The following is a 2,101-nucleotide window of genomic DNA, read 5'->3' as shown; positions in this document are numbered from 1 at the left end:
AGTGCAGGTGCTCGACGAAGGCATTCACTCGGGCACGAACGGCGGCATTGCGCCGTCGACGTTCCGGATCATGCGCCGGTTGCTTGAACGGCTCGAGGATTCGAGCACGGGCAATCTGCTGCCGAAGGGGTTTCATTGCGATATCCCGTCGCGGCGTTTGACGGAAGCCGAAGCGACGGCAAAAATTCTCGGCGACGATGTCTGGAAGAAGTTGCCCTGGACCTGCGGCCAGAACGGCGGCACGGTATTGCCCGTCACCACCGATCCGCGTCAGGCGCTGCTCGACTCCACCTGGCGGCCGTCGCTGGCGGTGACCGGGGCGGCGGGCTTGCCATCGCTGATCGATGCCGGAAATGTCCTGCGCCCGCGCACCGCGTTCAAGCTCTCGCTGCGTTTGCCGCCGCTCGTCGAGGCAACCACGGCGCTCGCCGAACTCAAGTCCTTGCTCGAAGCCGATCCGCCTTACAACGCGAAGGTCACGTTCAAGGCCGAGCGCGGCGAAGCGACGGGCTGGAGCGCACCGGACCTCGCGCCGTGGCTCGACGAAGCATTGAACGACGCATCGCGCAGGCATTTTGGCGCAGACGTCGCATTCCTCGGACAGGGTGGCACCATTCCGCTGATGAGCACGTTGCAGGCGGGTTTCCCGCGTTCGCAGTTCATGGTGTGCGGCGTGCTGGGACCAAGATCGAATGCACACGGCCCGAATGAATTCCTGCACGTGCCGTTCGCCAAAAAACTCACGGCGACGGTCGCCGAAGTGATTGCCGCAACGCCTTGAAGACTTGTCATCGATAATGAAAAGGCGCGCAGCTTCCAGCGCGCCTTTTCGTTTTGTATGGCCAGGCACACCATCGAATTTGTTGTGCAGCACTTTCATGTCAGGAGACGCATTCGCATGAACACTGAAAACACGCCCGAAGCACGGATTCCCCGCGATACCTTGCACGCCTATGTGAGCGCGATCTGGACGCATGCCGGCAGCACGCCGCGTGAAGCGCAACTGGTTGCCGATCACCTCGTGATGGCGAACATGTCGGGTCACGATTCCCATGGCGTCGGCATGATCCCGCGCTACATGGCCTCACTCGGCGACGGCCAACTGAAGCTCAACACGCACGCCGAAATCGTCCGTGACGCCGGCGCGGTGCTGACTATCGACGGGAAGAAAGGGTTCGGCCAGGTCGTGGCGTTCGAGGCGATGGAACACGGCATCGAGCGCGCTCAAAAGCTCGGCGTGTGCGCGGTCGGCCTGCGCAATGCGCATCACATCGGGCGCATCGGGCATTGGGCCGAGCAATGCGCGGCGGCCGGGCTTGTATCGTTTCACTTCGTCAATGTGGCGGGCGATCCCTTGGTCGCGCCGTTTGGCGGTATCGATCGACGCTTCGGCACGAACCCGTTCTGCGCCGCGTTCCCGCGTGAAGGGCGCGAACCGCTCGTGCTGGATTTCGCGACCTCGGGCATTGCTTACGGCAAGACGCGCGTGGCGTACAACAAGGGCGTGCAGGTTGCGCCAGGACATCTGATCGACCATGCGGGCGTGCCGACCGTCGAACCGAAAGTCATGCATGAAGCACCTTTCGGGTCGTTGACGGCGATGGGCGCACACAAGGGCTACGGCCTCGCCGCGATGTGCGAGATTTTCGGCGGCGCGTTGTCGGGTGGCTACACGACGCATGAAAGCACGCTCGATACCACCAACGCCATCATCAACTGCATGACGTCGGTGATCGTCAATCCGAAGGCCTTCGATGCACCCGATGCCGAAGCCGAAGCGGACGCGTTCGTGGAATGGGTGAAAGCCTCGCCGCTTGCCGCGAATACGGACAGGATCATGGTTCCGGGCGAACCGGAGCGCGTGCGGCGCGCGGAACTGGAAGTAAAGGGCGTGCCAGTCGATCCGACGACTTGGCAGCAGATCCATGACGCGGCGGTGAAGGCGGGGATGCCTGCCGCGGAAATCGATGGATACCTGAAGGCGCTGCGCTAGACGCTTCATCCGCATGTAAAAAAGCGGCCGGTTTCGCAACCGGCCGCGCTGTTTCAGGCAATAAGCGCTTACTTGAGCATCTCGTCGCGAATCCAGTCGGTCACCGAC

Annotated in this window: 2 protein-coding genes; both read left to right on the top strand. The window is 62.6% G+C overall.

What is annotated here, in order from left to right; all coding sequences use genetic code 11:
• On the top strand, positions 1–781 hold a 781-nt coding region (locus ACFFAR_RS31535), incomplete at its 5' end, for a peptidase dimerization domain-containing protein (protein WP_174365596.1).
• 117 nt (positions 782–898) lie between these two features.
• Positions 899–1,993 carry a malate/lactate/ureidoglycolate dehydrogenase gene (locus tag ACFFAR_RS31530; RefSeq protein ID WP_174365597.1) on the top strand — a complete coding sequence of 365 codons (1,095 nt, stop codon included), beginning with the start codon at positions 899–901 and terminating at the stop codon, positions 1,991–1,993.
• The last annotated feature ends 108 nt before the right edge of the window (positions 1,994–2,101 follow it).

The organism is uncultured Caballeronia sp., from assembly GCF_964243625.1.
Classification (GTDB): Bacteria; Pseudomonadota; Gammaproteobacteria; order Burkholderiales; family Burkholderiaceae; genus Caballeronia.
Note: the sequence above shows the minus strand (reverse complement) of the source record. Positions and strands in the feature narration are given on the sequence as shown.

What these genes read in the sequence shown, in the direction of transcription:
- ACFFAR_RS31530 (WP_174365597.1), top strand. Translation starts at nt 899, where the DNA reads ATGAACACTGAAAACACGCCCGAAGCACGGATTCCCCGCGATACCTTG.